Origin of the sequence: Nocardia sp. NPDC060259, assembly GCF_042728775.1 — a bacterium.
In the GTDB taxonomy this organism is placed as follows: domain Bacteria; phylum Actinomycetota; class Actinomycetes; order Mycobacteriales; family Mycobacteriaceae; genus Nocardia.
The window spans coordinates 126,976-151,425 of the sequence record NZ_JBHXAY010000003.1 but is presented as its reverse complement, the minus strand read 5'-3'; the positions used below and the strand labels follow the sequence as shown (position 1 = coordinate 151,425).

At 68.8% G+C, this 24,450-nt stretch carries 27 protein-coding genes; 14 read left to right on the top strand and 13 right to left on the bottom strand.

All coding sequences use genetic code 11. From position 1 onward, the window contains the following. Window positions 1-58 precede the first annotated feature (58 nt). The 8 genes from ACFWF2_RS02765 to ACFWF2_RS02730 all read right to left on the bottom strand — a co-directional run bounded on the left by ACFWF2_RS02765 (window position 59) and on the right by ACFWF2_RS02730 (window position 6,695). Window positions 59-643 carry a hypothetical protein gene (locus ACFWF2_RS02765; protein ID WP_379303904.1) on the bottom strand — a complete coding sequence of 195 codons (585 nt, stop codon included), beginning with the start codon at window positions 641-643 and terminating at the stop codon, window positions 59-61. Continuing rightward, window positions 640-1,128, bottom strand: coding sequence for a hypothetical protein (locus ACFWF2_RS02760; protein WP_379303902.1), 489 nt, complete (start codon window positions 1,126-1,128; stop codon window positions 640-642). The genes ACFWF2_RS02765 and ACFWF2_RS02760 overlap by 4 nt, the downstream gene beginning before the upstream one ends. Continuing rightward, window positions 1,129-1,854: a WXG100 family type VII secretion target gene (locus ACFWF2_RS02755; RefSeq protein ID WP_379303900.1), complete on the bottom strand. Its 726-nt coding sequence runs from the start codon at window positions 1,852-1,854 to the stop codon at window positions 1,129-1,131. It lies immediately after the preceding gene. Continuing rightward, complete coding sequence (locus ACFWF2_RS02750; RefSeq protein ID WP_379303898.1) at window positions 1,851-2,183, bottom strand: type VII secretion target; 333 nt, start codon at window positions 2,181-2,183, stop codon at window positions 1,851-1,853. Before ACFWF2_RS02750 ends, ACFWF2_RS02755 begins: the two co-directional genes overlap by 4 nt. 134 nt (window positions 2,184-2,317) lie before the next feature. Next, window positions 2,318-3,175, bottom strand: a complete 858-nt coding sequence (locus tag ACFWF2_RS02745) for a lytic transglycosylase domain-containing protein (protein WP_379303896.1) — start codon at window positions 3,173-3,175, stop codon at window positions 2,318-2,320. A gap of 96 nt (window positions 3,176-3,271) precedes the next feature. Continuing rightward, window positions 3,272-4,681 carry a lytic murein transglycosylase gene (locus tag ACFWF2_RS02740; protein WP_379303894.1) on the bottom strand — a complete coding sequence of 470 codons (1,410 nt, stop codon included), beginning with the start codon at window positions 4,679-4,681 and terminating at the stop codon, window positions 3,272-3,274. A 113-nt stretch (window positions 4,682-4,794) separates the two neighbouring features. Then, entirely contained in the window at window positions 4,795-5,385 is a 591-nt protein-coding gene (locus ACFWF2_RS02735; protein WP_379303892.1) for a DUF1003 domain-containing protein, read from the bottom strand. After that, window positions 5,382-6,695 carry a magnesium transporter MgtE N-terminal domain-containing protein gene (locus ACFWF2_RS02730; protein WP_379303890.1) on the bottom strand — a complete coding sequence of 438 codons (1,314 nt, stop codon included), beginning with the start codon at window positions 6,693-6,695 and terminating at the stop codon, window positions 5,382-5,384. Before ACFWF2_RS02730 ends, ACFWF2_RS02735 begins: the two co-directional genes overlap by 4 nt. 33 nt (window positions 6,696-6,728) lie before the next feature. Here ACFWF2_RS02730 and ACFWF2_RS02725 point away from each other — a divergent pair, with 33 nt between their 5' ends. The 6 genes from ACFWF2_RS02725 to ACFWF2_RS02700 all read left to right on the top strand — a co-directional run bounded on the left by ACFWF2_RS02725 (window position 6,729) and on the right by ACFWF2_RS02700 (window position 11,553). Next, window positions 6,729-7,685, top strand: a complete 957-nt coding sequence (locus tag ACFWF2_RS02725) for an HpcH/HpaI aldolase/citrate lyase family protein (RefSeq protein ID WP_379303888.1) — start codon at window positions 6,729-6,731, stop codon at window positions 7,683-7,685. A gap of 12 nt (window positions 7,686-7,697) precedes the next feature. After that, on the top strand, window positions 7,698-8,192 hold the full coding sequence (locus ACFWF2_RS02720; protein WP_189026409.1) for a general stress protein: 495 nt from the start codon (window positions 7,698-7,700) through the stop codon (window positions 8,190-8,192). 84 nt (window positions 8,193-8,276) lie between these two features. After that, window positions 8,277-9,428, top strand: a complete 1,152-nt coding sequence (locus tag ACFWF2_RS02715) for an RNA-guided endonuclease InsQ/TnpB family protein (RefSeq protein ID WP_379303885.1) — start codon at window positions 8,277-8,279, stop codon at window positions 9,426-9,428. Window positions 9,429-9,524: 96 nt separating this feature from the next. Next, the gene (locus ACFWF2_RS02710; RefSeq protein WP_379303883.1) at window positions 9,525-10,106 is read left to right on the top strand and encodes a suppressor of fused domain protein; all 582 of its coding nucleotides are present in this window, start codon (window positions 9,525-9,527) and stop codon (window positions 10,104-10,106) included. A 390-nt stretch (window positions 10,107-10,496) separates the two neighbouring features. Beyond that, window positions 10,497-10,880: a hypothetical protein gene (locus ACFWF2_RS02705; RefSeq protein ID WP_379303881.1), complete on the top strand. Its 384-nt coding sequence runs from the start codon at window positions 10,497-10,499 to the stop codon at window positions 10,878-10,880. Window positions 10,881-10,965: 85 nt separating this feature from the next. Next, a complete protein-coding gene (locus ACFWF2_RS02700) occupies window positions 10,966-11,553 on the top strand; it encodes a dienelactone hydrolase family protein (protein ID WP_379303879.1) in 588 nt (195 codons plus the stop codon). Between the two features lie 293 nt (window positions 11,554-11,846). On the opposite strand, the gene ACFWF2_RS02695 is transcribed toward ACFWF2_RS02700, so the two are convergent. Continuing rightward, window positions 11,847-12,914 carry a magnesium and cobalt transport protein CorA gene (locus tag ACFWF2_RS02695; protein WP_379303957.1) on the bottom strand — a complete coding sequence of 356 codons (1,068 nt, stop codon included), beginning with the start codon at window positions 12,912-12,914 and terminating at the stop codon, window positions 11,847-11,849. Window positions 12,915-13,000: 86 nt separating this feature from the next. Here ACFWF2_RS02695 and ACFWF2_RS02690 point away from each other — a divergent pair, with 86 nt between their 5' ends. From ACFWF2_RS02690 to ACFWF2_RS02670, 5 genes are all read left to right on the top strand, one after another. Then, complete coding sequence (locus ACFWF2_RS02690) at window positions 13,001-13,855, top strand: PHP domain-containing protein (RefSeq protein ID WP_379303877.1); 855 nt, start codon at window positions 13,001-13,003, stop codon at window positions 13,853-13,855. Further along, entirely contained in the window at window positions 13,852-14,118 is a 267-nt protein-coding gene (locus ACFWF2_RS02685; protein WP_379303875.1) for a hypothetical protein, read from the top strand. The genes ACFWF2_RS02690 and ACFWF2_RS02685 overlap by 4 nt, the downstream gene beginning before the upstream one ends. Window positions 14,119-14,169: 51 nt before the next feature. Then, window positions 14,170-15,729, top strand: a complete 1,560-nt coding sequence (locus tag ACFWF2_RS02680; RefSeq protein ID WP_379303873.1) for an FAD-binding protein — start codon at window positions 14,170-14,172, stop codon at window positions 15,727-15,729. Between the two features lie 411 nt (window positions 15,730-16,140). After that, window positions 16,141-17,361, top strand: a complete 1,221-nt coding sequence (locus ACFWF2_RS02675) for an NADP-dependent malic enzyme (protein WP_379303871.1) — start codon at window positions 16,141-16,143, stop codon at window positions 17,359-17,361. 73 nt (window positions 17,362-17,434) lie between these two features. Beyond that, window positions 17,435-17,644 carry a hypothetical protein gene (locus ACFWF2_RS02670; RefSeq protein WP_379303869.1) on the top strand — a complete coding sequence of 70 codons (210 nt, stop codon included), beginning with the start codon at window positions 17,435-17,437 and terminating at the stop codon, window positions 17,642-17,644. On the opposite strand, the gene ACFWF2_RS02665 is transcribed toward ACFWF2_RS02670, so the two are convergent. Genes ACFWF2_RS02665 through ACFWF2_RS02650 form a run of 4 tightly spaced genes read right to left on the bottom strand, consistent with a single transcriptional unit; the run spans window position 17,627 to window position 21,038 of the window. Next, window positions 17,627-18,334, bottom strand: a complete 708-nt coding sequence (locus tag ACFWF2_RS02665) for an ABC transporter permease (protein ID WP_379303867.1) — start codon at window positions 18,332-18,334, stop codon at window positions 17,627-17,629. The genes ACFWF2_RS02670 and ACFWF2_RS02665 overlap by 18 nt on opposite strands. Beyond that, window positions 18,331-18,984 (bottom strand): ABC transporter permease, encoded by a 654-nt coding sequence (locus ACFWF2_RS02660; RefSeq protein WP_379303865.1) that lies wholly within the window; start codon window positions 18,982-18,984, stop codon window positions 18,331-18,333. Before ACFWF2_RS02660 ends, ACFWF2_RS02665 begins: the two co-directional genes overlap by 4 nt. Beyond that, window positions 18,972-20,129, bottom strand: coding sequence for an ABC transporter ATP-binding protein (locus ACFWF2_RS02655; RefSeq protein ID WP_379303863.1), 1,158 nt, complete (start codon window positions 20,127-20,129; stop codon window positions 18,972-18,974). Before ACFWF2_RS02655 ends, ACFWF2_RS02660 begins: the two co-directional genes overlap by 13 nt. A 24-nt stretch (window positions 20,130-20,153) precedes the next feature. Next, window positions 20,154-21,038 carry an ABC transporter substrate-binding protein gene (locus ACFWF2_RS02650; RefSeq protein WP_379303955.1) on the bottom strand — a complete coding sequence of 295 codons (885 nt, stop codon included), beginning with the start codon at window positions 21,036-21,038 and terminating at the stop codon, window positions 20,154-20,156. 261 nt (window positions 21,039-21,299) lie between these two features. On the opposite strand from ACFWF2_RS02650, the gene ACFWF2_RS02645 reads away from it, so the two are divergent. From ACFWF2_RS02645 to ACFWF2_RS02635, 3 genes are all read left to right on the top strand, one after another. Next, window positions 21,300-22,160: a glycine betaine ABC transporter substrate-binding protein gene (locus tag ACFWF2_RS02645; RefSeq protein WP_379303861.1), complete on the top strand. Its 861-nt coding sequence runs from the start codon at window positions 21,300-21,302 to the stop codon at window positions 22,158-22,160. 144 nt (window positions 22,161-22,304) lie between these two features. Continuing rightward, window positions 22,305-22,928 carry a PadR family transcriptional regulator gene (locus ACFWF2_RS02640; RefSeq protein ID WP_379303859.1) on the top strand — a complete coding sequence of 208 codons (624 nt, stop codon included), beginning with the start codon at window positions 22,305-22,307 and terminating at the stop codon, window positions 22,926-22,928. A gap of 24 nt (window positions 22,929-22,952) precedes the next feature. Then, window positions 22,953-24,428 carry a DHA2 family efflux MFS transporter permease subunit gene (locus ACFWF2_RS02635; protein WP_379303857.1) on the top strand — a complete coding sequence of 492 codons (1,476 nt, stop codon included), beginning with the start codon at window positions 22,953-22,955 and terminating at the stop codon, window positions 24,426-24,428. The last annotated feature ends 22 nt before the right edge of the window (window positions 24,429-24,450 follow it).

The following is a 24,450-nucleotide window of genomic DNA, read 5'->3' as shown; positions in this document are numbered from 1 at the left end:
ATGCCCGATTTTATGCTGCTGGTAATTCGAGCACGGTCGTGGGGCTGATAGGCGGTGCTCACGGCGTCTCGGCCCGGTTCCGCTCGACTGCCGCGGCGAAATCCGGGTGCGCGGAAACGATCAACTGGTCCGCGTCCTGGTTCATCCAGACGTCCGCGAAGAACCCGGATCGGCACCATGCCAGCAAAGCAACCATCAAGGCGAGCGGCATACATCCGGGCACAACGGCGAACCCCAACGGTATGTAGAACTGACTCAGCTCGAGCGACACCGCGGTGACTAGAGCCGCGATCGTCAGCGCTACCACGAGCAGAGCTGCCAGCGCGATCCAGCGGGACCGCCTGATCTCCTGCAGGCAGAATTCGCAGACCGGGCAGGAGAACCTGAGCCTGCCCACTACCGGGTCCTGCTGGAAGAACGGCACAGCAGACTTCAACAGCAGCCGCGCGGTCGGCAATTCCGAGAGTGGCCCGGCGGAATTCACCGCGAAGTCACGGTGTCCGATGGCAGGCAATCCGTGCTCGCTACACACCTCGGGCATCTGCTCGGCCAGCACCAGCTCCATGGGCCCCGGTGTGGTGAAGATCGGTAGCCAGTCCGGGTTGACCTCGGTGTCGAAAACGACCTGTTGCCGGGACGTCATGACAGCCAACCCCGCTGGTTCCGTTCGCGGAAATACTGGTCGTCGTCGTCCTCGTCATCCGGGGTGACAATGCGCTCGCGGTTGGGCCTGCGGGTTCCGGGAACCACGGTGCTCGCAGCCGGTGCGGGCGCCGATGGGGGCGGCTGGTCCGCTCCCGGCTCCGACCTGAACTCGTCCGCGACCTGCTGCGACCTGAGCCGCAGCAGGTCCGCTTCGCCCTGTTCGGCCAGCCGCTGCCGCTGCTCATCCGACATGCCGGCGAACTGAGCCATCGCGGCGGGCATCGTCTGATCGGCAACCCGATTGAAAGCCTCACTGTGCAGCAGTTCGCGGGCGCTGCCCTTCCCCTCGAGGATCCCGCGAAGCTGATTCTTCAACTGCGGTTCCGTGGCGTTGTCCATCAGTACCCGCAGCGCCCTCGAAAGCTGCCGTGAGACTCCGATGTCACCGCGGGCCAGATCATGAATCGGCTCAGGCGCGTTCACTCAGGCTCCCGGGTGGTCGTAGTTCACAGTGGGCAGCACCGGCAAGTCGGCACTCTCGACCACAGCGACCACGCCGAAACCGACACCGGCGATGCCTTCGAGGGCTGCATACCCGGAGTTGAAACCCTGGACCAGGAGGTTCCATTCCTTGATGACCTGGAGCGTGGTCAGGGTGGCAGCGGCGACCAGGGCCGCGGTCGCGACAATGCCGACGCCGGAAGCGGCGGCGACCCTGACCGCGACCCACTCGATGAAGGCGACGGCGGCGTAGTCCAGCACTGCCTGCAGTGCGTTACTCATCGCTGTCGAGATGTGGTACGCGGACTCGGCGAAACGTTTGATTTCGTCGGCCATGTCCTTCAGCGGATCGACCTGGGCGGAGATAGCGGCCGTGAGCTCGGTGAAATAGGACTGCGCGCTCGTCGCAGCGTTTCCGTCCCACGTCGTGTCGACCGCGGCCGCGGCTGACTTGACCGATTCGGAGAAGGCCGAACTGTAAGCGGCGAGGTTCTCCACGGCCTTGCCGGCCTTCTGCAGCGCCTCCCAATCACCGGAGATCTTGCTGGTGACCCACTTGAGCGGGTCGGTGCCGACAACGTTTGCACACCACGTGTTCACCCAGTAGCTCGGGGAGACGGCGTTGGAGGTGATGAGGAACTCGAACTTGTCGCTGAGCGGATCCTCGAGCGCGGGTTCGGTCAGGTGCTCGGCAGGGGCTGTCGTCACGGCTGACCGCCCGCGGGGTAGGTCCGGTCCAGCTCATCGGCCAGCGCCTTGTCGGTGGTGCGGTACACCTGCGCCACCTTGGTCAGCTCGGTTGCCGCGGCCTCGGCGAGTGTTCCCAGCGCGTCGTAGTTCGGTGCGAGTTTGCTGTGCGCCTCGGTGACGGCGCTGAGACCCGTGCGGATCAACCCGCCGTCGCCCCACACGGTGTTGTCCAGTACCAGCCACTTCTCCAGGTACGTCGCGACATTCGCGTTGGCTTCGGCGAGTGTCTGCAAACTCGCGGCGAACGTGTCCACCGCGGCTGGATCAACCTTGAAAGTCTCCGACATCGAGCCCCCTGTCCCGGCGGCGAAGCTGACGCCGCGCGAATGTCAGAGCACTTTCACATAAGTGGCTCGCGCAGTGCAACCGCGCCTTGCCCGGGGCCGGTCTAGCCCACCTCGGCAGCGGCCCTGTCTGTGCCTCAGATTCGGGGGAGGTCCGAGGGTTTGGGCGCGAGCCCGCTCGAGTACGAGCCCGACCACGCCATCACGTTGGCGACGTAGGCCATCGAGTTGTTGTAGCGCAGGATCGCCTTGGACTGCTGGGAGAGGTCGCGCATGTTCAGTCCGCCGTCGCACAGATAGCGGCCCGCGGTGAGCGCGGCGTCGAACAGGTTCTGCGGGTCGGCGACGCCGTCACCGTTGCCGTCGGCGGCGTAGCGGTGCCAGGTCTCGGGCAGGAACTGCATGGGGCCGATGGCGCGGTCGTAGCCGCCGAGGCCGTCGAGTTCGCCGCCGTCGCTGTCGTAGATGACATTGTTGCCGTACAGGCTGCCGTCGAGGACCGGGCCGTAGACCGCCTTGATCGGGTTGCCGTCGGCGTCGGCTTTGCCGTAGGCGTGGGTGGATTCGACGCGGCCGATGCCCGCCAGCAGCGACCAGGACATCCCGCAGTGCGGATTCTCCACGGCCAGTTGCTCTTCGGCGCTCTGGTAGGCGGCGACCGCGATACCGGGAATGCCGAGCGGGCCTGCGGGAAGATCGGCGGAAGCCCGATCATTCGGCAGCGCAACGGTTTTCACCACCGGCGTGGCCGAGGGTGACTGACGAGCCTCCGCGTGCGCGACCTCGGCGATGTCGGCCTGAGGCGCGGCGACGAGCTCGGGCGCGGCCTCCGGATCGACACCGGGCAGGTCGTGCTCGACGGCCGCGGTACTTGCGGTGGTCGCGTCGGTCGCGGCGGCGGTAACGGCCACGAGTCCGGCGGGGACCAATCCGGTCAATGCGATGAGCGAGCTACGTCGAACCGTCGTAGCAGGCTGTTTCCGATGACGACCCACTGTGTGGTGCCCTCCTCAACCGTGTTGGATGAGAAGAGATTACCGCACCCGAGATCTTTTTGTTACCCCTCCGTGATCTGAATATCGGTTTGATTTCTACGGGGCAGGGGGACCCGGCGGCAGCGGGATGACGATGTTGAACGGCAGCGTGATCCCAGGCTGCTGGGTCGGCGCCGCCGGGGCGGGCTCGGCGGGCGCTGGCTCCTCGGTCGGCGCGATGCCCGGTTCGGGCGTCTTCTCCGCTTCCTCGGTTGGCTGCGCCTCGGCGGGTGCGGGCGCGGGTGCGGGCTCGCCGGTCGCGGCGGGCGTGCACACGGGCGCGGTGGCCTGCTGCTCGGTCGCCTGCTGCTCGGGCTGTGCCGGATCCTTCGGCGCCGCGGCACCATAGGTCTGCTCGGCCGGGCGCTTCTCCTCCACGAGCGGGTTCGGCATCTGGGCCGGCACCGGGTCGCTCACGCAGACCTCGGGCGCGGGCGCGACCGGCGCCGGGCAGAAGATGCCGCAGGGGATCGGCGGCAGGCCGGGCAGCGTGATCATCACCTGCGTCGGCGTGGTGACCTTCGGCGTGTTCGGCGGCAGCTGATTGGTCGTCGACGGCGGCGCCGCGGTGACCGGCGCGTCGGTGGCGGCGGCCAGCACATTGGGCGAGACCAGCGGCGCACTGCCCGGCGGCACGATGTCGGGGGAGATGGTCACCTGGCTCGGCGCGCCACCGGTCCGGTACGCCGCCGACCAGCTCAGCACATTGGCCGCGTAGGACATCGAGTTGTTGTAGCGCAGCACCGCCCGCAGCTCCTGGGAGGCCTCGCGCAGATTCATGCCGCCCGAGCACAGGTACTTGCCCGCGGCGAGCGCGGCGTCGAAGACATTGTGCGGATCGGCCGTGCCGTCACCGTTGCCGTCGGCGGAATACAGCGCCCAGGTGCTCGGCAGGAACTGCATGGGGCCGACCGCGCGGACGAACCCGCCGTCGGCTTCCTTGATGATCTCGTTGCCAGGCAGCGTGCCGTCGAGCGCTGGGCCGAAGATCGGGGTGGTCGAGGTGCCCGCCGCGTCGGTGCGGCCGCTGCTGGCGTGCCCGGATTCGATGCGGCCGATGCCAGCCAGCAGGTTCCAGGTGAGCCCGCAGCCCGGCTGCGCGGTCTCCATCGCCAGTTCGGCGTTGCGGTAGGCGGCGAGCACGATCTCCGGGATGCCCAGCGCGCCGCTGCCGATGGGTAGCGAAATGCTGTGCAGTGGAACGGTTCCGGCGAAAGGCGCCAGGTTGTTCGCCGACGGCGTGAGCGCGCGCAGCTTGCGCGGCGCCTCCTGCGCGATCGGCAGCAGCCCGACGATCTCGGACGGATCGGTCTCGGGGGTGTCCTCGGCGGTGCCGGCCGTCGCGGCGAGCAGCGCTTCCGGCGCGGTCGGCGCGGTGCTGGGAGTCGCGGTCTGCACGGTCGACCCGGAGGCGACGAGGCCGGCGACGACAAGGGCCGACATCGTTATCGGAGCAGAGATTCGCACGGCCACACCAACCCTTTACGTCGAAGCAGCGGGCCGCAGAGTCCCCCTCCGGCCCGCCCGGAACAACGTGATCCAGGTTACCTACCGGTCAGGTAGTTGTAGAGCATTTCCGGTTACTCGTCTGAACCACCTGGCGAAACCGGGGCAGCAGAGGGCGTTTGACCGGAGGTTTTCTTGCGAACGGCTTTTCGCTTCTTCTCCGTCTTCGGCGCGCCGTCCGGTGTCGTGACCGCGTCGATCCGGTCGAGCACCTCCTTGATCTCCTCGAGTTCGCGGCGCAGGTAGTCGCGGGTGGCGACGTCGCCGACCGCCAGGCGCAGCGAGGCGAGCTCACGGGCCAGGAACTCGGTGTCTGCCTTGGTTTGTGCCGCCCGGGTGCGGTCCTCTTCGAGCGAGACCTTGTCCCGGTTGTCCTGCCGGTTCTGGGCCAGCAGGATCAGCGGCGCCGCGTAGGCGGCCTGGGTGGAGAACGCCAGGTTGAGCAGGATGAACGGGTACGGGTCCCAGCGCAGCGCGACCACGAACACATTGAGGATGATCCACACGATGACGATCACCGTCTGGATCGCCAGATACCGTCCCGTCCCGAGGAACCGGGCGACCTTCTCGCTGCTGCTCGCGAACGCCTCGGAGTCCCAGTCGAGGGAAAAACGCGAGCCGACCGGCGTTTCCAGCCGCAGACGGGCCGGGTTCTTCTCACTCACGACGTGCCTCCCTCCGCACGGAGCATGCTCGCCTCGGCATGGGCGGACGGTGGCTCCTCTTCTTCGCGCCAGTCCTCGGGCAGCAGGTGATCGAGGACATCGTCGACGGTCACCGCGCCGAGCAGATGATTCTCCGCGTCGACGACCGGACCGCACACCAGGTTGTAGGTGGCGAAGTAGCGGGTCACCGCCGAGAGCGGCAGATCCGGGGACAGCGGTGTCAGATCGGTGTCGACGATCCCGCCGACCAGGTGCGCGGGCGGTTCCCGCAGCAGCTGCTGGATGTGCGCGCAACCCAGGTAGCGGCCGGTGGGTGTCGCTGTCGGCGGCCGGACGACGAAGACCATCGAGGCAAGGGCGGGCGTGAGATCGGGGTCGCGGACCCTGGCCAGCGCCTCGGCGACGGTGGTCGACGGGCTGAGCACGATCGGTTTCGGCGTCATCAGACCGCCCGCGGTGTCGGGGGAATGCGCCAGCAGCCTGCGGACCGGCTCGGATTCCTCCGGATCCATCAGGGCCAGCAGCGATTCGGCTTCGCTCTCGGGCAGTTCGCCGAGCAGGTCGGCGGCGTCGTCGGGGTCCATCGCCTCGAGCACGTCGGCGGCGCGGCGCACCTCGAGATGGCCGAGCAGATCGACCTGGTCGTCGTCGGGCAGCTCCTGGACGACATCGGCGAGGCGTTCGTCGTCGAAGGCGATCGCCACCTCGATGCGGCGTTTCTCCGGCAGCTCGCGCAGCCGGTGGGCGACGTCGGCGGCGCGCAGCCCCTCGAACTGTTCGAGCAGTGTGGTGACGTCCTGGCCCGGCCTGCCGACCACCGCGGGTGTCAGGCCCTCGACCTGCGTCCAGTCGACCACGTGCACGGTGCGCCTGCGCCCGATCCGGCGATGCCCGCGCACGGCTACCCGGCTGACCACCCAATCCCTGGTCCTGGTCTGTTCGATGCCCAGATCGGCCACGTAGACGTCGACGCCGTTCAGATCCGGCAGGCCGGGATCGTCGACCCGCACCTGGGAGTCCACGATCTGGGCCATGGCCAGCATCTCGCCGGGGCGCTGCGCGAATCGCCGCAGGCTCACGGTGCCGGTGTTCAGGGTGACGATGCCCGGCTCGATCGCGGTGACCCGCAGCATCGGCACGAAAATCCGCCGCCGGGTGACCAATTCGACGACCATGCCGTGCACCCGGGGTTGCTGGCGCCCGTGCCGCACGGCCACGACGACGTCGCGGACCCGGCCGATAGACTCCCCGTCCGGACCCAGCACCGTCAGACCGGCGAGCCGGGCGACGTACACCCTGGTGGTTGCCATGACCCTCAGGCTAGGCCACACGAGGAGGAGCCCATGAAGCCCCGCCGATCGGTGCTCGCCGTCCCCGGCAGCAACCCCAAGATGATCGCCAAGGCCAAGGGCCTGCCGGTGGACGAGGTCTTTCTCGACCTCGAGGACGCCGTCGCACCCGGCGCCAAGAGCGCGGCGCGCGCGAACATCGTCGCCGCGCTGAACGAACCGGGCTGGGGGTCGCAGCTGCGGGTGGTCCGGGTCAACGACTGGACCACCGAGTGGACCTACGCCGATGTGATCACGGTGGTCGAGGGCGCGGGCGCGGTACTCGACGCGATCCTGCTGCCCAAGGTGACCGACGCGAGTCAGGTGCAGGCGCTGGATCTGCTGCTGACCCAGCTGGAGAAGGCCAGCGGGCTCGAGGTCGGGCGGATCGGGATCGAACCGCAGCTCGAGAACGCCATCGGCCTGCGCAATATCGACGCGATCGCCACCGCGAGCCCGCGCGTGCAGGCGCTGGTGTTCGGCCCCGCCGATTTCATGGCCAGTATCAATATGCGCACGCTGGTGGTCGGCGAGCAGCCGGAGGGTTACGACGTCGGCGACGCCTACCACCACATCCTGATGACCATCCTGCTCGCCGCCCGCGCGCACGGCATCCAGGCGATCGACGGTCCGTACCTGCAGGTCCGCGACGTCGACGGGTTCCGGCGGGCGGCCGGGCGCACCGCCGCACTGGGTTTCGACGGCAAGTGGGTGCTGCACCCCGACCAGATCGACGCGTGCAACGAGATCTTCAGTCCGCGCCAAACCGATTACGACCGCGCCGAGTTGATCCTGGAGGCCTACGCCTTCCACACGTCCGAGGCGGGCGGCGCGCGTGGCGCCGTCATGCTGGGCGATGAAATGATCGACGAGGCCAGCGCGAAGATGGCGCAGGTCATAGCGGAGAAGGGCCGAGCTGCCGGAATGACGCGCACAACGCGTTTCACTCCGCCACAGCCGGTCCAGAACTAGCAGAATGGGACTATGACGAATCCCTTGGGCAACCCGAATCGCGGACGGCAGGCGTTGCCGACGCCGCCGTCGGGCTGGCCGGTCGGCTCGTATCCGACCTACGCCGAGGCGCAGCGCGCGGTCGACTACCTGGCCGACGGGCAGTTCCCGGTGCAGGACGTGACCATCGTCGGCGTCGACCTCATGCAGGTGGAGCGGGTGCTGTACCGGCTCACCTGGGGCAAGGTCATCGGCGGCGGCGTGGTCTCGGGCGCCTGGCTCGGCCTGTTCCTCGGTCTGCTGCTGAGCCTGTTCACCACGACCGGCGGCGCACTGGGTCCGCTGGTCGTCGGCCTGGTCGGTGGCATCGTGTTCGGCGTGATCACCACCTCGATCCCGTACGCGGCCACCAAGGGCCAGCGCGACTTCGCCTCGTCCATGCAACTGGTCGCGGGGCGCTACGACGTCCTGTGCGACCCGAAGACCGCCGAGCGCGCCCGCGACATGCTGGCCCGATTGGCCCTGTGACCGAAGAAGATAGCGTGCAAGCCCGGTCGTTCAAGGCCGGGTTGGCGAGTCGAGTTTGTCGGTGGGTGGCCGTAGGGTCGGATTGTGCAGCTCCGCTACAACTTCCGCGTCTATCCGACGCCGGGCCAACAGATATCGTTGGCTCGCGCGTTCGGGTGCGCGCGGGTGGTGTACAACGACGGGCTGGCTGCCCGTCGGGCTGCTTTCGCCGCCGGGCAGCCCTACATCAAAGACTCCGTATTGCAAACCCAGGTGATCACGGCCGCGAAGAAGACCCCCGAACGCGGCTGGTTGGGCGAAGTCTCGTCAGTGGTGTTGGTCCAAGCTCTGGGCGAACTTCATACCGCCTACCGCAACTTCCTCTCTTCGGTCACCGGGAAACGCAAGGGTGCGAAGGTAGCGCCTCCGAGGTTCCGGTCCCGCAAAGACAATCGGCAGTCGATTCGGTTGACTCGCAACGGTTTCAGCGTTCGCTCCAACCAGCGGTTGTACGTGGCGAAGGTCGGGGAACTGAAGGTCGCGTGGTCTCGGGAACTGCCGTCGGAGCCGTCGTCGGTGACGATCACCAAGGATGCCGCGGGCCGGTTCTTCGCGTCGTTCGTCGTCGCTGTCGACGATCAGCCGCTGCCGCAGGTCGATACCGAGGTCGGTATCGACCTGGGTTTGGCGAGGTTCGCAGTGCTCTCCGACGGCAAAACGATTACTTCGCCGAGGTTCTTGCGACAGGCCGAGCGGCGGTTGCGAAAGACTCAACAGGCGTTGTCACGCAAACAGAAGGGCTCGAAGAACCGGGACAAGGCCCGGCTGCGGGTAGCGAAAGCGCACGCGAGGGTCGCCGACACTCGGCGGGATTGGGCACACAAGCATTCCACGACGATCGTCCGCGACAACCAAGCGGTCTACGTCGAGGACTTGTGTGTGCGGGGTTTGGCCCGGACGAGGCTGGCGAAGAGCGTGCACGATTCCGGCTGGGGCATATTCACCCGCATGCTGGAGGAGAAGGCCGCACGGTACGGGCGGACGTTTGCGAGGGTGGATCGTTTCTTTCCGTCGTCGCAGATATGCAGTTCATGCGGGGTTGTCGATGGTCCGAAGCCGCTCTCGGTCAGGGAGTGGCAGTGCCCAGCGTGTGGTGTGGTCCACGATCGCGACCTCAACGCTGCCAAGAACATCCACGCCGCAGGACGTGCGGAGTGGTTAAACGCCTGCGGAGAGACGGTAAGTCTCCCCGCCTAGCAGGGAGCGCGACTCTATGAAACAGGAACCCACTGGAGCGGCGCAGCGTGCCGCGGGAGGAATCTCGGTCGTTCACGGCCGGGAGGGCGTCAAGCAATGGATGTGGTGAATTCGGTCCGCACCGCGGTGCTGGACCATTACGGCGTCGACCGGGCGCAGGTCGACTCGGCCTCGGTCACCTTCCTCGGGTTGGAGCCGATCGAGATCCTGCGCATCCCCGGTGCCGCCGCGGTGCACTACGCGACCCTGGGCGGGTCACGGCATCCGATGGGTGATCCGGCCGATCTGTTGGCCGATCCGGTCCGTGGCCCGCGGGCCGAGCTGGTGCTCACGCTGCTGGCGAGCGCGGGCCCGCAGGCCGGTGTCGTTCGTTCGCTCGCCGTGCTCGTCGCGACCCCATCGGTGGAAGGTGTTGTGCTGCAAGCCGACGCGTTGCTCGACCTGGGCGAACCGTTGTGGCACAACGCGCCGTTCACGGCCGTGCTGCTCGGCGAGAGCGACATCACCGATGTGGCGTTACCCGAGCCCGCCGATCCGGTGCGGTATCTCAGCGTCACCCCGATCACCGCGACCGAGGCCGCCTGGGTCCGGGTGCGCGGCGCCCAGGCCCTGCGCGACGCCTGGGCCGAGGCGGGCATCGACGTGCGTGATCCCGCGCGCGGCGCGGTCAACCTCTAGCCCAGGTGCGATCCGACGCGAGCACGGTACGACCGGTCGAGGCATCGCCCGCCGGTTCGACTCGGATGTCGGATCTTTCCAACTACCACGCTGAATTCTTCGAAACGTGGCCGAAAGTATACAAAGCAATCGCCGGACCACCGACCTACGAATAGTTCACACCGAGTTCCGTGACCAATAGGTGACGGAAAACCCGCCGTCGCACCTTCGGCGTAGCTGTTCACCCGGTGCGGTCGGCTTCATCGCAGGGGCCTTGGCCACGGCCTGGGGGTTGCTCTGTTACCGACACGATGCAGCGACGACGCATTGTGCACCCGACGGGTGAATCGCTCGGCAACCCGGCACGAAATGCCCCTTTACCTGCGGAGAACATCGGCGTGCAATGAGAATATGAACGTCGTCGAACTCCCCCCAACCGACCGCCGCCGCGCCGCCCGCACCGCCGTCGATGATCTCGGCGCACAGCGCAGCGATCACGTACTCGTGCGGGTGACCTGTCCCGCCAGCCACCACGTCGCCACCGTGTACAAAACGGAGGAGGGGCCGGTGGTAGTCACTGCGAGTGAACCCCACGCGAGCGGCTCCCGTGACTTCGTTGACAACGCACATCACGGTGGAAGCCGCGGTTCCGAGTACGTCGATATGGTCCAGGCGACCAGATTCGAGGACGACGACCTGCCCGCATGGTGCAGCTGCGGCACACACGCGCTCTCGCGCGCGGAGCTGCAGAAGGCGATCGCGTCGCATACGCGCACCCTTTCGGTGACCACCTGAACGGAGGCCGGTCGCAGTCGGCATGACTACGCCCACCGAGCATCGGAAGGTCGACCTTCGCGTCGGAGGTGTCGATCTTGGAGGCATGCTTTCTCAGCCCGCCGGCTCGGACGGCCTGGTGATCTTTGTGCACGGCAGCGGGAGCAGCCGGTTCAGTCCGCGCAACCGCTACGTCGCCGAGGAACTGACCGCCGCCGGGCTCGGCACACTGCTTTTCGACCTGCTCACCGCCGGTGAAGAGAGCGACCGACGGCTGGTGTTCGGCATCGAGCTGCTGGCCGACCGTCTCGCCAAGGTCACTGCGCAGGTCGGCGACAAGGCCAACTGGGTGGCGTACTTCGGAGCCAGCACGGGCGCGGCCGCGGCGTTGTGGACAGCCGCGGATCCGGACGCCGATATCGTCTCGATTGTCTCCCGCGGCGGGCGCCCCGATCTCGCCGTCCCGCGCATCGATCGGGTGCGGGCGCCGACGCTATTGCTGGTCGGTGGGCACGACTGGACGGTACTCGAGCTGAACCGCCAAGCGGCCGAGCGCATGCGCTGCCCACACCAGCTGACTGTCGTGCCGGGCGCAACGCATCTGTTCGAGCAACCGGGCACGCTCGAGGTCGTCGCCCGCGAGGCGCGCGACTGGTTCCTGGCGCATCGGCCCGGCGGAACCGAAACCACCTGAGCCGAGTTCGAGAGCGGCTGGCAGGCATACGGCAGCCGCCAGCTCCGAGCGAGGGGTTTCTGAAGGTCGTCGCGGCCGCCGCCGCCCAGCAGAAGGTCTCGTCAGCGCAATCTCGCGCGAGTGCGACCGACCAGGCGCTGCTGGCCAAGAACGCCGGTACCGACGCGAACTTCGTCACCAGCCAATTCACGATCCCGCACCACTAGCGAAAGCCGTCCGGGCCGGCCGCATCTCACGTCGAACTGAGCGGATCGACAGGCAAGCAACGTGGGCGTGGCGATCCAGAGACCAGGCTAGATCCATTTGTTGCGGCGGAAACTGCGGAACAGCACGCCACAGAAGATGGCCATGATCGCCAGCACCACCGGGTATCCCCACGGCTGGTGCAGTTCCCACATGAAGTCGAAATTCATGCCGTACACGCCGGCGATCATGGTCGGCACCGCGGCCATGGCGGCGTAGGCCGCGATCTTGCGCATGTCGGTGCTCTGCTGCACGCTGATCTTGGCCAGGGCCGCGTTGACCAGGCCGTTCAGCAGTTCGTCGAAGTAGCCGATGTGCTCGGTGACGTTGGTGTGGTGGTCAGCGACGTCGCGCAGGTAGCGGCGAATCTCCTTGGGCACCGGCAGATCCTGATTCTGCACGAGCGACTGGAGCGGCGGCCCCAGTGGCCCGACCGCGCGGCGCAATTCGACCACCTCCCGCTTGAGCTGGTAGATCGCCCCGATGCCGACCTTCGAGGCGGGCGTGAACACGGCCTCCTCCATCTCGTCGATATCGGACTCGACCGATTCGGAGACGTCGACGTAGGAATCGACCACGTGGTCGGCGACCGCGTGCAGCACCGCGCACGGACCCAGCCGCAACTGGTCGGGCTTGCCCTCCAATTCCCGCCGTACCCCGGCCAGACCGGTGTGCTCGCCGTGGCGCACGGTGATCGCGAAATGCGGGCCGGTGAAGACCATGATGTCGCCGGTTTCGACGATCTCGCTGATCGCGTGGATGTCGTGCTCGACGTAGCTGACGGTGCGCATCACCAGGAACAGGGTGTTGTCGTAGCGCTCCAGCTTGGGGCGCTGGCGGCCGTGCACCGTGTCCTCGACGGCCAGCGGGTGCAGGTCGAAGATCTGGGCGACATCGGACATCTGCCCCTCGTCCGGATCGTGCAGGCCCAGCCAGACGAACCCGTCCTCGGTCTTGCCCGCCTCGGTCAGCGCCCGCTGCGGGGTGAAATGCCCGGGCAGCCGTGTGCCGTCGACGTAGACGCCGCAGTCGACGATGGCGCGCGCCGTCGGCACGGGGATCCGCGGCCGCGGTGTCACGGGCCGGCCCGGCCCGCGAAACGACGGCATCGGCGGCATGGAGGGCACGAGGTGGATGCTACGGCCAACCGCCGAGTCGGCCCAGGCCTGCGCGCCCGCCGAGACCGCACTGTAAGACTGAGGGTGTGCGCATCGATCTGCATACCCATTCGACGGCCTCCGACGGCACGGACAGCCCGGCCGAGCTGGTGCGTCGCGCCGCCGCGGCCGGCCTCGACGTCGTCGCGATCACCGACCACGACACCACCGCGGGCTGGGCCGAGGCCGAGGCGGCACGGCCGCCGGGGCTGACGCTGGTGCGTGGGATGGAGATGTCGTGCCAGGGCATGGGCGAGGACGGCAGGCCCGTCCCGGTGCATCTGCTGGCGTACCTGTTCGACCCCACCGACGCGGGTTTCGCCGAGGAACGCGAACGGCTGCGCGGCGAACGGGTGGCCAGGGTGCGCGCGATGGCCGACAAGATGGTGGCCGACGGCCTGCCGATCGATCCCGACGCGGTGCTGGCAGGCGCCGGTCCCGCGGCGGGCCGCCCGCATCTGGCGCGGGCGCTGGTCGCGGCGGGCGTGGTCGAGAGCGTCGACGCAGCGTTCGTGGAACTGCTCGCCCCGCACGGGACGTACTACGCGGAAAAGGCCGACACCCCGTTGACCAGGGCGGTCGAGCTGATCGCCGCCGCCGGAGGGGTCAGCGTGGTGGCCCATGTGCGGGCACGCAAGCGCGGCAGGCTGCTCGCGCTCGACGAGATCAGGGAGCTGGCCGCGCTCGGGCTCGGCGGACTCGAGATCGACCACCCGGACCACTCCGAGGCCGACCGCGCTGTGCTGACCGATCTTTCGGCCGAACTCGGCCTGCTGCGGACCGGCTCCTCGGACTATCACGGCAGCAACAAGACCATCGAGATCGGCGCCTGCCGGACCGATCCCGAACAGTTCGAGGCGCTGATCGGCAAGGCGAGCGGGGTGCCGGTGATCGCCCAGTGACGCTGCTGCGCGGGCTCAGCGGCATCGTCGCGGGCGGGGTGGTCGTGCTGCTCTGTGTCGTGGCAGGCGCCGCGGTGATCGGTTCGCGCAGGGACTTTCCCGGGCCCGGCGCCGAATCGCTGACCTGGCATGTGCTGGCCGCGATCGTCGTCGTCGGCGCGCAGGTCTTCGCCGACCGGCGCCGCGGCCTGGCGACGTTCACCGGCGCGGCGGTAGTCCTGGTCACGGCCGGTGTATTGCTTTGGACACAATGGTGGGGCTGACAGCCGCGTAGTGGTTGCGCCCGGGTGAACTGTGGCCGAATATTTCTCTTTGTGAGCAACATCGAGACGGATGTTCTGATCCTCGGCGGCGGGCCCGCCGGGCTCTGGGCCGCCGTCTCGGCCGCAGGCGCGGGCGCCAGGGTTGTCCTGGTGGACAAGAGTCGTTGCGGTTCCAGCGGTCCGGCGGTCTACGGCACCACCACCCTGTGGGACATCGCGCCGGGTCAGGCCAGGGCGAACGTGGTCGATCGGGCACTCGCGCGCGGTGGTTGGCTCGGTGACGCCGTCTGGCTGCACCGGGTGATCGACGAGACCCATCGGCGGCTGCGGGTCTGGTCCGGCACGCGGCACCGGGTACCCGACACCGCGGACGGCGATCCGGTGGCGCACCTGGACGGCGCGAGCTATCTGCGCAGGCTGCGCCGCGGCGCCCTGGAAGCCGGCGTGCGCATTCTCGATCATCATCCGGCGCTGCATCTGCTCGTCGACCCGGCGGGCACGGTGGTCGGCGCCGCGGGCGTCCAGCATCACAACAAGTTCCGGCCGTGGACCGTTCGCGCGGGCGCGGTGGTGCTCGCGACCGGTGGTTGCGCGTTCCTGTCCGGCGGTGCGGGCACCGACGTGAACACCGGCGATGGCCTGCTGATGGCGGCCGAGGCCGGGGCCGAACTGTCCGGCATGGAGTTCTCCGGCGCCTACGGACTGGCGCCGGTGCTGTCGCGGGTGCACCCGAATCCGGCTGTCGCCCCTGGACTGTCGGTGCACTTCGCCGTGCTCTACGACGAGTCGGGGGTCGAATTGCCCGGCGCGTACCACCCGGCGGCGCTGGGCGCGCTCGCCGACGGCAGGCGGGTCTTCGCCGCGCTGCACGAGGTGCCCGACACGGTCCGGCACTGGCTCGGCAGACACGGCGCGATCGACTCCGCGGGCCGGGTGCCTGTGCGCGCGGTGCTGGAGGGAACGGTCCTCGGGTCAGGCGGCCTGGCGTTGTCCGGCACCGACTGCATGACCACCGTCCGCGGGCTCTTCGCCGCGGGCGCCGTCGCGGGCCGCGAAGTCGTCGCGGGCGCGGCGGGTGTGACCGGCGGCCTGCGCGGTGCGTGGGCGCTGGCCTCCGGAACCTGGGCGGGTGCGGGCGCGGCCGCTTTCGCGATGGTCACCGAGCGCGCCACCAGCGCACGCCCGGTGCCGGGAGCCGGCCTCGGTCCGCACGCCCACATCGATCCGCGCTCGGTGATCGGCCTGGTGCAGGAGCACACGCTGCCGCTACGGCGCAGCTACCGGCGCAGTGCGGGCAGCCTGCGCGACAGCATCGCCGAGCTGGATACGATGTGGCCGGGCGCGCGGTTCGAACTGGGCGGCATCGGCGCTGGGCAGCTGCGGGCAAGGCAGGCGGCGGCCCTGCTCGCGGTCGCGCGGTGGGCGGGCTACAGCGCGCTCGTGCGCACCGAGAGCCGCGGCATCCACCGGCGCATCGACCATCCGGACGTGGTCGCCGACTGGCGGGTCCGGCAACGCTGTGGCGGGCTCGACGACGTGTGGGTCCGCCGGGCCGATTCGCCCGATCCGTGGGACGGCGAGCTCACCGCGAGCCGACCCGCCGCGGTGTGATTGTTCACCGGATGTTCCCCGCCAGCTGCGAGTTTTCTCTAACGCCATGGCAATTCGGCGCCGCTACCCTCGACACATGACGCTCGGCCGGATGACACACGGGACCGGTTTGGCAACTGGTCGGCCCGGCTGGCAGAATGTTGCGGATTCCCTTCCCTTGCCACCGCCGGGTTCGGGGAACATGGTGACCCTTCGCCTCGCGACGCACCGTCGCGGCCGGGGGTCGACCCGTTTGTCTGCCCGGACCACCCGTCCGGCTCCGCTCGGCGGATCAGTGCCGCGCTGCGCGACCGGTTTTCTCCGGTATTCGCCCTGGCTGCGCACCCTATGAGCGTCATGCAATTCCGTATTCCCGATATACCCGGCGGTAACCGTCCCCCGGTTGAGTCCGACTCGAGCAGGAGTGAAATCGTGTCACCTGTGACTGACGCACCGAATGCCACCGCGGCGCCCCAGGCCGATGACGCAGCGAGCCTTGCTGCCATCACCCACGACGAGATCTTCGCGGGTCACCTCGGCGGCAAGCTGTCGGTCGAGCTCAGTGCCCCGCTCGAGACCCAGCGTGACCTGTCCATCGCCTACACCCCCGGCGTTGCCCAGGTCAGCCGTGCGATCGCCGAGGACGCGGCACTCACCAAGACCTACACCTGGACCGACCGCCTCGTGGTCGTGGTCAGCGACGGCACCGCCGTGCTCGGCCTCGGCGACATCGGCCCGCGCGCCTCGCTGCCCGTGATGGAGGGCAAGGCCGCGCTGTTCAAGAAGTTCGCAGGCCTGAACTCGATCCCGCTGGTGCTCGACACCACCGATCCCGACGAGATCGTCCAGACGCTGATCCACCTGCGCCCGAGCTTCGGCGCGGTCAACCTCGAGGACATCTCGGCGCCGCGCTGCTTCGAGATCGAGCGGCGTGTCATCGAGGCGCTGGACTGCCCCGTCATGCACGACGACCAGCACGGCACCGCCATCGTGGTGCTGGCCGCCCTGAAGGGCGCGGCCGCGCAGCAGGGCCGGGACATGTCGGCGCTGAAGGTCGTGGTGTCCGGTGCCGGTGCGGCCGGTGTGGCGTGCGCCAACATCCTGCTCGCCGCGGGCGTCCCCGATGTGGTCGTGCTCGACTCGAAGGGCATCGTGAGCTCCGGCCGCGGCGACCTCAACGAGGTGAAGGCCGAGCTGGCCGCCCGCAGCAACCCGCGCGGGCTCACCGGTAGCGCCGCCGACGCGCTGGCCGGTGCCGACGTGTTCCTCGGCCTGTCCGCGGGCACCATCCCCGAGGAGCTCATCGCCTCGATGGCGCCGGAGTCGATCGTGTTCGCCATGTCGAACCCGGACCCGGAGATCCACCCCGAGGTGGCCGCCAAGTACGCCGCGATCGTGGCGACCGGCCGCAGCGACTTCCCGAACCAGATCAACAACGTGCTCGCCTTCCCCGGCGTGTTCAAGGGTGCGCTGGACGCGGGCGCGCGCCGGATCACCGAGGGCATGAAGGTCGCCGCGGCCGACGCCATCTTCGGTGTCGTCGCCGACGAGCTGTCCGTCGACCGGATCATCCCCAGCCCGCTCGACCCGCGCGTGGCTCCGGCCGTCGCCGAGGCCGTGGCCGAGGCCGCCCGCGCCGAGGGCGTCGCCTAGTCAGCAGTACTCACCAGGAAGCGCCCCGTTCCCCGGAACGGGGCGCTTCCGCGTTGTCTGGGATCATCGGGTGATGACGACGCGCACCGTGCAGTTCCCCGACGAGGTCGACGAGTACCTGGCCGCCGCGGCCGACGCCGCGGGCATCTCGGTGAACGCGGCCGTCGTTGCGGCCGTCCAGGAGTGGATCCACGCACAGGCGCAGCGCGCCGGCGAGCGAGCCCGCGTGCAAGAGGTCCTCGCGCACGACCCGCACCTGCGCGCCCTACTCGGTGACGACTGACGCGTCGGTCATGACGACCGTCCCGCGCGCGAGCCGCCCACTGCCAGGCGCGCTGGCCCAGACCGCCGCGGCCAGGATCGCGTCGAGCACCAGCGCGAGCACCGCCACCAGCAGCGCGCCGACCAGCACCAGGTCGTAGCGGTAGAGGCCGATGCCGTCGAAGATGTAGCGGCCGAGCCCGCCGAGGTTGACGTAGGCGGCGATGGTCGCGGTGGCGACCACCTGCAGCGTGGCGCTGCGTAACCCGCCCAGCATCACCGGCAGGGCGTTGGGGATCTCGACTCGGAACAGGATCTGCCGCTCGGTCATCCCCATCGCGCGCGAGGCGTCGACGACATCGGCGGCCACGGTGGCGATGCCCGCGTAGGCGCCCGCCAGCAGCGGCGGAACGCCGACGGTGATCAGGGCGAGCAGCGGCGGGATCAGTCCGAGCCCGAGCAGCAGCACCAGGAAGGTGAGCAGGCCCAACGTCGGCAGCGCGCGCATGGCATTGGCGAAACCGACCAGCATCGCACTGCCACGCCGGGTGTGCCCGATGACCAGACCCAGCGGCACCGCGATCACCGCCGACAGCGCGACGGCCAGGAAGCTGTACCAGAGGTGTTGCAGCAGCCGGTGGTCGATCCCGGCGGGCCCGCCCCAGTTCGCGCCGTCGCTCAGGTAGTGCCAGGCGTCGATGAACAGATTCACGAGCGTGCCTCTTCCCGGCCCGCGCTGGTCCACGGGGTGGCGATCCGGCCGAGCAGGAACACCAGCCGGTCGAAGATCAGCGCCAGCGCCAGCGTGACGATGATGCCCGCGACGATCTGGTCCGGGTAGTCGCGTTGATAGCCCTGGGTGAACAGCTTGCCGAGCCCGCCGACGCCGATCAGCGCGCCCACCGACACCATCGCGATATTGGTGACCACCACGACGCGCAGCGTCGAGACGAACACCGGCAGCGCCAGTGGCATGTCGACGGTGAGCGTGCGGCGCAGCCTGCCGAATCCGATCGCGTCGGCCGCGTCGACCACACCGGCGGGCACGGTATCCAGCGCGGTCGGCACCGCGATCAGCAGCAGCGCCGTCGAGTACACGGTGAGCGCGATGATGACATTGAGCGGATCGATGGCCGAGATGCCGACCAGCGGCGGGATGATCACGAACAGCGCCAGCGAGGGAATGGTGTAGGCCAGGCTCGACGCCGTCGTGGTGATTCGCCTGGCCCAGTCGCGGCCGCGGATCACCGCGCCGACCGGGATGGCGATCACCAGGCCGAGCAGCAACGGCACCAGCGCGAGCACCAGGTGCGTGCGCGTGATCGCCATGATGTCGGCGAAGTTGTCGATCAGGTATCGCACGTGACGTCCAGGTCGAAGAACTCCCGGTTGCGCTGCGCGTCCTCGATGCCGCGCTGCTCGGCGAGCTGGGTGAGCACGTCGACGGCCAGCAATCCGCCGCGCACGGCGCCCGCGTCGTCGACGGCGACCCCGATGCCCGACGGCGAGGAGATCGCCGCGTCCAGCGCCTGCCGTAGGTCACCGTCCGGGGTGAACAGTGAGCCGCCGGCGGACACGCTCGCCGCCAGGGACTTTCCGGCGCGGACCGCCTCCACACCGGTGACATCCACCCAGCCGCCCGGCTTGCCGTCGGCGTCGACCACCAGCACCCATTCGCCCTGTTCCAGCCGCAATCCGGCGACCCCGTCGGCCTCGACGGTCCGGATCGGCGCCAGCGCAATGGCATCGGCGGTGCGGAACGACAGCGCGCGGTAGCCGCGATCCCGGCCGACGAACCCCGCGACGAAATCGGTGGCGGGCTGGGCGAGGACCCGTTCGGGCGCGTCGAACTGCTGCAACACCCCACCGCGCCCGAACACCGCGATCTTGTCGCCGAGGGTGATCGCCTCGTCGATATCGTGGGTCACGAACACGATCGTCTTGCGCAGCTCGGCCTGCAGCCGCTGCATCTCGGACTGCAACTCCGCCCGCACCACCGGATCGACGGCACTGAACGGCTCGTCCATCAGCAGCACCGGCGGGTCGGCCGCCAGCGCCCGCGCCACCCCGACGCGCTGCTGCTGACCACCCGAGAGCTGCGCCGGATACCGTTCGGCCAGACCACGATCGAGACCAACCCGGTCGAGCACCTCCAGCGCCGCGGCGCGCGCGGACTTGCGGGACGCGCCGAGCAGCATCGGCACCGTGGCGACATTGTCGATCACCTTGCGGTGGGGCAGCAGCCCGCCACTCTGGATCACGTAGCCGATGCCGAGGCGCAGCTTCACGGGGTCGACCGTCGCGATATCGCGGCCGTCGATCGTGATGGTGCCCGCGCTGGGATTCACCATCCGGTTGATCATCCGCATCGAAGTGGTCTTGCCGCAGCCGGACGGGCCGACGAACACGGTGAACGAGCCGGATTCGATCCGCAGATTCAGCGCGCGGACCGCCCGGGTGCCGTCCGGATAGGTCTTCTCGATATCGCGGAATTCGATGTCGGACAAGGGTTCTCCTAGCGCCGACCGTGCCTAGGCGATGGGGGCGTTGAGCCCCTGCGCGGTGATCCAGGCGAGTGCGGCGGCCTTCGGTTCGATCTTGCTGTCCCCCGAGACGGCCGTGTTCAGCGAGATCAGTTCGGTGGTGGTGAGTTTGGCCGACACCGCGTCGAGCACCGCCACCGCTTTGTCGGTCTTCTTCGCGGCATTGAACAGCGGCACCACATTCTGGGCCGCGAAATTGTGCTGCGGATCGGCGAGGACGACGAGGTTGTTCTGCGCGATCGCGGGGGAGGTGGTGAAGATGTCGGCCGCGGTGACCTGGCCCTCGACCAGCGCGCGCACCGTCGCGGGCCCGCCGCCGTCGGCGATCGGCACGAAATCGGCGTCGCCGATCTCGAGGCCGTAGGTCTTCTTCAGGCCGGGCAGGCCGCCGGGCCGCTGCGCGAATTCCGCGGGCGCGCCGAATGTCACGTCGGCCGAATGCGTGGCCAGGTCGGCGATGCTGCGCAGGTTCCACCGGTCGGCGGTCGCACGGGTGACGACCACCGCGTCGGAGTCCTGGCCGGGGGCCGGCGTCGCGATGGCCAGGTCGCTGCCGAGGGCCGCGGTCAGCGCCGCGTTCACCTCCGGCTCCGAGGTGGCGGTGGCGTCGGCGTCCAGGTACTGCAGCAGGTTTCCGGTGTACTCCGGGATCAGCGAGATCGCGCACTGGCGTAACGCGGGCAGATAGGCCTCGCGACTGCCGATGTTGAACTTCGTGTCGACCTTGAAGCCGTTGATCCGCAGGACCTCGGTGTAGATGTTGGCCACGGTCTCGGACTCGGGGAAATTGGCCGAACCGATGATCAGGGCGTCACTGGCGCAATCACCCTTGGCGGCCAGCGGATCGGAGTTGCCGCACGCGGAGACGATCATGGCGGCGGCCAGCGCGACAGCGGCTGCCAGCACCCGGCCCGCCCGTGCCGCGAGGCGGCGTGCCGGGCGACGTTGTCTATGCGAAGAGGAGGAGAACGCGGTTTTCACTGGTGTCCTTCCGGCAAAGGCGGGCAGTGCGCTGTGCATGCGACCCGGGGGCCGCAGGTACATTCTGGTTGGTAATACTGCCCGCGTCGCGCCGAATTGCGTGGGTTGACCGCAAATACAGGAAGTTGGTGTCGCGGGATGGTGGCGGGTGCGGTGCGCCGGACAGTCGCTGCGCTACTGGTCACTACCTGGTCTTTCGCCGCGGTTTCTTGCGCGGGCGAGCAGGCGCGAACGGTGGTCGCGGTCGGCGCGGATTCCACTGCCGAATCAGTTGTACTCGCGGAGATCTATTCGCAGGCCCTGGCCCGGACCGGCACCGACACCACCGTCGTCCACGGCTCGGCGGCCCCGGCGGCTGATCTCGACGCGGGCCGGATCGCGGTGCTGCCCGCCCGCAACGGTGGACTGCTCGATCGCTGGAACCCGTCCGCGCAGGCGCGCACACCCGAGGCCGTGGTGGCCGCCGTCAATGCCTCACTCCCGCAGGGTCTGTCGGTCTCCGACGCCGCCGACGGGACCGACCTGCGGTCCCGGCTGCTGGTCACCGAGGAGTTCGCGAGCCGCGACGGTGTGCGCACGGTCGCCGCGCTCGTTCCGCGCTGTGCCGAACTGACCGCTGGTTATGCCGAGCTGCCCGGACTCGCAGGCGCTGCGCCGTCACCTGGCTTGATCTCCGGTTGCGCCTTCGCCACGATCACGCGCTATCCCGATCCGCAGGCGCTGCGAAAAGCTCTGCAGGACGGGGAGATCCAGGTGGGAATCGTCAACGGACCACCGGCCGACGCCGATTCGGCAGGCCTCGTAGTCCTCGACGATCCGAAGTACGCGCTGCGCGCCCAGAACCTGCTCGCCGTCTACCGCTCCGGCATCTTCGACCGCGCTCAGTTGAAAAAGCTCAACTACGTCGCCGGTGAACTCACCACCGAGGGCCTGGTCGACCTCGTGCGCCAGGTCGACACCGGCACCGACCCGGCCGCCGCCGCCCGCGCCTGGCTCGACGCCCACGCACTCTGACGGCGGCCCCCACAATCAAAAACCCGGTCCGGAACACGAGGTTCAGGGACGGGTTGTCCTGGCATGTTTCGCGCCGTATATTCCTACTGGAATATTTGGTGTGGAACAAACCCCGCGCGGGGACGTGGGAGTGGAGGTGGAGCTGTGGGGCAGCCGGGACGCAATGCGATGACGCCGTTGGCGATCGCGGTGCTCGCGCTACTCGACGAGCGGCCCATGCATCCGTACGAGATGTATCAGTTGCTGATCGCGCGCCGGGAGGATCTGCTGGTCAAGGTGCGGCCGGGGTCGCTGTATCACGCGGTGGCCCGGCTCGTGGCGGATGAGATGGTGCGGGCCGAAGGGACCGAGCGGGAGGGGAATCGGCCCGAGCGCACCATGTACCGGATCACCGATGCCGGGCGCGACGCGCTGCGGGCGCGGATCGCCGAGTTGCTGCGCACGCCGGTGCCGGAGTATCCGATCTTCCGGGTGGCGCTGGCCGAGGCGCACAACCTCCCGCGGGAACAGGTCGTCGCGTTGCTCGGTGAGCGGGTCGAACAGCAGGGCAAGGCGCTGGCCGATCTCGACGCGATGATCGAGTGGGCGCGGGTCAACGCGGTGCCGCGCCGGTACTGCGTCGTCCTGGAATACATGCGCGCGACGACCAAGGCCGATCTCGACTGGATCCAGCAGTTCGCCGCCGAACTCGACAGTGGCGCCGTCGAGTGGGAGCAGTTCGATCCGGTCACCGGCGAACGGCTCACCCTCGACACTGCCCGTAGCTGACCTCATCCGATAGGGACGAATTCGATGACCACCCAACGTAATCCGTGGCTGGCGCTGTTCGCGCTGGTGGTCGGGTTCTTCATGATCCTGCTCGACATGACGATCGTCGCGGTCGCCAATCCGGCGATCATGGCGGACCTGAACAGCGACATCTCCAACGTCATCTGGGTGACCAGCGCCTACCTGCTCACCTACGCGGTGCCGCTGCTGGTCACCGGCCGCCTCGGCGACAAGTACGGCCCCAAGAACATCTATCTGATCGGCCTGGCGATCTTCACCGGCGCCTCGCTGTGGTGCGGCCTGTCCGGCAGCATCGGCATGCTGATCGCCGCCAGGGCCGCCCAGGGCATCGGCGCCGCGCTGATGACGCCGCAGACGATGGCCGTCATCACCCGCACCTTCCCGCCGGACAAGCGCGGCGCCGCGATGGGCCTGTGGGGCGGCGTCGCGGGCCTCGCGACGCTGGTCGGCCCGATCCTGGGCGGTGTGCTGGTCGACAACCTCGGCTGGGAGTGGATCTTCTTCGTCAATGTGCCGGTCGGCATCATCGCGTTCGGGCTGGCCATGTGGCTGGTGCCTGCGCTGCCGACCAGCGACCACAAGTTCGACCTGGTCGGTGTCGCGCTCAGCGGTATCGGCATGTCGGCACTGGTGTTCGGTATCCAGGAGGGCAATTCGGAAGACTGGTCGCCGCGGATCTGGCTGCTGATCGGGTTCGGCGCGCTCATGCTGGTGGCGTTCGTGGTCAACCAGGCCAGGAACCGGGGCGAGCCGCTGGTGCCGATGAGCCTGTTCCGCGACCGCAACTTCTCGCTGTCGAACACGGCGATCGCCGCGATGGGCGCCGCGGTCACCTCGATGATGGTGCCCTCGTACTTCTACCTGCAGGCCGTGCGCGAGATGTCGCCGACGGTCTCGGCGCTGGTCTTCGCGCCGATGGCGATCGTCACCGGTGTGACCGCGCCGTTCGTCGGCAAGTTCTCGGATCGGCTACCGCCGCGGCTGGTGCCGACCATCGGTTTCACGCTGTTCGCCGGTTCGGTCTTCGCCTTCGCCGCGCTGATGACACCGGATTCACCGATCATCCTGTTCCTGATCGCCGCCGCCGTCGCGGGCCTGGCCAACGCGTGCATCTGGGCGCCGCTGGCCTCGACGGCCACGCACAACCTGCCGATCGCCCAGGCCGGTGCGGGCGCCGGTGTCTACAACACCACCCGCCAGGTGGGTTCGGTGCTCGGCAGCGCCGCGATCAGCGCGTTGATCGCCGCCCGCCTGACCGCCAACGGACTCGGCGGTGGCGCCCCGGTCGGCGAGGGCGCGGCCACCGGCCCGCTCCCGCCCCAGATCGTCGACGAGTTCAGCACCTCGCTGGCCCAGTCGATGCTGCTGCCCGCCGCCATCCTGCTCATCGGCGTCATCGCCTCGGCCCTGTTCGTCGGGCACGGAAAGTCCGGCGCGGGCCGGGCACCCGAACCGGCGAAAGCCGACGCGAGCGCCTGATATCGCTGCGGCAGGCTGTGCC